The sequence below is a fragment of the Nocardioides oceani genome, assembly GCF_030412965.1.
Taxonomy (GTDB): Bacteria; Actinomycetota; Actinomycetes; order Propionibacteriales; family Nocardioidaceae; genus Nocardioides; species Nocardioides oceani.
In genome coordinates, this window is record NZ_JAUHJQ010000037.1 from 1 (window position 1) to 2,687 (window position 2,687).

General features: G+C 64.0%; 4 protein-coding genes and 1 tRNA gene. All 5 read left to right on the plus strand.

Translation table 11 applies throughout. The features are described 5' to 3' along the window. The first annotated feature begins 371 nt into the window (after nt 1-371). The 5 genes from QWY28_RS23120 (at nt 372) to QWY28_RS23140 (ending at nt 2,534) form a co-directional block, all read left to right on the plus strand. Nucleotides 372-845: a nucleotidyltransferase domain-containing protein gene (locus QWY28_RS23120; protein WP_300955278.1), complete on the plus strand. Its 474-nt coding sequence runs from the start codon at nt 372-374 to the stop codon at nt 843-845. Then, nucleotides 845-1,204: a HepT-like ribonuclease domain-containing protein gene (locus QWY28_RS23125; RefSeq protein ID WP_300955279.1), complete on the plus strand. Its 360-nt coding sequence runs from the start codon at nt 845-847 to the stop codon at nt 1,202-1,204. The genes QWY28_RS23120 and QWY28_RS23125 overlap by 1 nt, the downstream gene beginning before the upstream one ends. 125 nt (nt 1,205-1,329) lie before the next feature. Beyond that, a tRNA-Val gene (locus QWY28_RS23130) sits at nt 1,330-1,444 on the plus strand. 266 nt (nt 1,445-1,710) lie between these two features. After that, nucleotides 1,711-2,175 carry a nucleotidyltransferase domain-containing protein gene (locus QWY28_RS23135; RefSeq protein WP_300955280.1) on the plus strand — a complete coding sequence of 155 codons (465 nt, stop codon included), beginning with the start codon at nt 1,711-1,713 and terminating at the stop codon, nt 2,173-2,175. After that, nucleotides 2,175-2,534: a HepT-like ribonuclease domain-containing protein gene (locus QWY28_RS23140; protein WP_300955281.1), complete on the plus strand. Its 360-nt coding sequence runs from the start codon at nt 2,175-2,177 to the stop codon at nt 2,532-2,534. Before QWY28_RS23135 ends, QWY28_RS23140 begins: the two co-directional genes overlap by 1 nt. The last annotated feature ends 153 nt before the right edge of the window (nt 2,535-2,687 follow it).

Here is a 2,687-nt window from a genome sequence, read left to right on the forward strand (position 1 = left end):
CTCTCGTGACTCGCCTTGGCAGACGGGCACGAAAGTACGGGGACAAGTAGGTCGAGGGTGGGGCCACTTCAAGCCAGCACTACGGCTCCAAGTGGGGCCACTTCAGACTGGCACACTCACTCCTTGTTGATGCGGTCAAGCAACGCCAACTCTAGGAGAAGCCGCCGGTTCCGAGGGCGTGAATCGCGCACCGCGGGACGACTGCGGGAGAGGTGAGCGTTTCGGTCCTCGAGCTCTCGAAGCACGGGCGATGACCGGTGGCGTGACGTCCCAGGCACGCGCGGACTCAGGCCGCGATTTGGCCGGCCGCAGCATCGTGCTGCCAGAAGTCTCGACGGGACACCTGCGTGCCGAAGTGATAAGGTGTCCTTATGAAGCTTCTGGCCGAGTATCGCGGCGCGCGCCGTGATGAGGACGTCGCGCGGCTTCGGCGTGTGCTCGCTCTGAGAGCGATGGTGGCGATAGGTATGAGCCAGCGAGAGATTGCGACGGCGCTCGGCATCAGCCAGCCAGCGGTGAGTCAGCAGTTGAGGGCGGCGTCGGATCTGTCGAGTGTCCATCCCGGCACGCTCGTCGAGGCCGCTGGGCCTGTTCTTCGACGTCTTGCCGAGGATGCGGGGTACGGGAGGCTCGCCGTCTTCGGCTCGGTGGCACGCGGTGAGGCGACAGGGGACTCCGACATCGACCTGCTGGTCGAGGCGCCGAAGGGGACGTCGTCGTTCGGCTTCATCCGGTTCAAACAGTTGCTCGAGCGGGTGCTCGGTCGGCAGATCGATCTGGTCGAGTGCGGGGGTCTGAAGCCGAAGCTGGACGATGACATTCGTCGCGAAGCGGTGTTTCTCTGATGGAGCTCAAGGTTGCCAAGGAGCTGCTCCACATCCAGTCTTGGCTTGCCCGTGTTGATCAGATCGTGGAGCGCGGCAAGGAGGTCTACGTCGATGACGCTCTTCTGCAGGAGGCGGGGGACTCACTGATGATGAAGCTCGGGGAGGCGGCCAACCGGTTGTCCCGTCTCGATGTCCTAGCGCCTGACGGCGTCGAGTGGGCCCTCGCCGTTGCGAACCGGAACTTCATCATCCATCAGTACGACGAGATCAACCGCGAGCTCACCTGGTTGACGCTTTCAAGAGATCTGCCGACTTGGAAGGTGTCGCTCCAAGGTCTCTTCGACGAGGCAGAGGCGGCGCTCGACGGTGCCGAGTGAGACCGGGCCGCGCGACGAGTGACGAGATTCGAGCCGTGTCGCGCTTAGGCACCGAAAACCACAGCAAGAGTCGCCTCGTCGGGTCAGAGACCAGCAAGAGCTGCGCGGTAGGTGTCACTGTGGCGAGCGGTGTTCCCGCAGGTCAGGCCTCGAATGCTCAAAGGGCAGCAAGGGCTGGGCCAACGACGCCCGCTCGCGCTGGATGCCCAGAGGTCGCAGGTTCAAATCCTGCCCCCGCTACAAAAGAAATGGCCCGTGACCTGCGGAAACGCAGGTCACGGGCCACTTTGTCATTTGAGCCATTCCGGCTTGTGTCGCGCTTTGTGACCCAGAAACCCATCGCGGACGCTGATCAAGGACGCGCCACGGCATCCTCGGGACCGACCTCGTTCTGCCCCGGAGCCGTCGCGAGTGACGGCCTGCGTCGCAGGCGGCGGTGTGACGTTCCCGGGCCCGATGCTCGGGGAGCATTCGCTACAGACTGATAAGGTGTCCTTATGGAACTCGTGGCTGAGTACCTCGGCGCGCGGCATGACGAGGAGGTCGCGCGGCTACGGCGTGTGCTTGCGCTTCGGGCGATGGTGGCGAGTGGGCTGAGCCAGCGGGAGATTGCGGCGGCGCTGGGGATCAGTCAGCCGGCGGTGAGTCAGCAGTTGCGGGCGGCTGCGGATCTTTCGGGTGTTCATCCGGAAAGGCTGATGCAGGCGGCTGCTCCGGTGCTTCGACGTCTCGCCGAGGATGGCGGATACGGCAGGCTCGCGGTCTTCGGCTCGGTGGCGCGCCGCGAGGCAGGACAAGACTCCGACATCGACCTGCTGGTCGAGGCGCCGGAGGGGGCGTCGTCGTTCGAGTTCATTCGGTTCAAGCAGTTGCTTGAGCGGGTGCTTGGTCGGCAGATCGACCTGGTCGAGTACGGGGGCTTGAAGCCGAAGCTGGATGACGACATCCGCCGTGACGCGGTGTTGCTCTGATGGAGGTCAAGGCGGCCAAGGAGCTCCTTCACATCCTGGCCTGGCTGGACCGCGTCGATGAGATTGTGCGACGCGGCAAGGAGGCGTATCTCGGTGATGACCTGCTCCAAGAGGCCGGGGACTCACTGATGATGAAGCTGGGAGAGGCAGCCAACCGATTGGCTCGGCTCGACGTCCTGGCGCCTGATGGCGTCGAGTGGGCACTTGCCGTCGCGAACCGGAACTTCATCATCCATCAGTACGACGAGATCAACCGCAAGCTCACCTGGCTGACGCTCTCGAGAGATCTGCCGACTTGGAGGGTCTCGCTCCAAGGCCTCTTCGACGAGGCAGAGGCGGCGCTCGACGAAGCCGAGTGAGACCGCGCCTCGCGAGGAGTGCCGAGATTCGAGAGTTGAGTCCCCGATAGTGGTGTAGCGCGGTCGCCAAGGTCGTCACCGGCGTGTACGGCAGACGAAGAAGCGGCCACCGCGTGATCCTTCGAGTGAACCTCTCACAGCACTCTCGAACGG

What these genes read in the sequence shown, in the direction of transcription:
- QWY28_RS23120 (WP_300955278.1), top strand. Translation starts at nt 372, where the DNA reads ATGAAGCTTCTGGCCGAGTATCGCGGCGCGCGCCGTGATGAGGACGTC.
- QWY28_RS23125 (WP_300955279.1), top strand. Translation starts at nt 845, where the DNA reads ATGGAGCTCAAGGTTGCCAAGGAGCTGCTCCACATCCAGTCTTGGCTT.
- QWY28_RS23140 (WP_300955281.1), top strand. Translation starts at nt 2,175, where the DNA reads ATGGAGGTCAAGGCGGCCAAGGAGCTCCTTCACATCCTGGCCTGGCTG.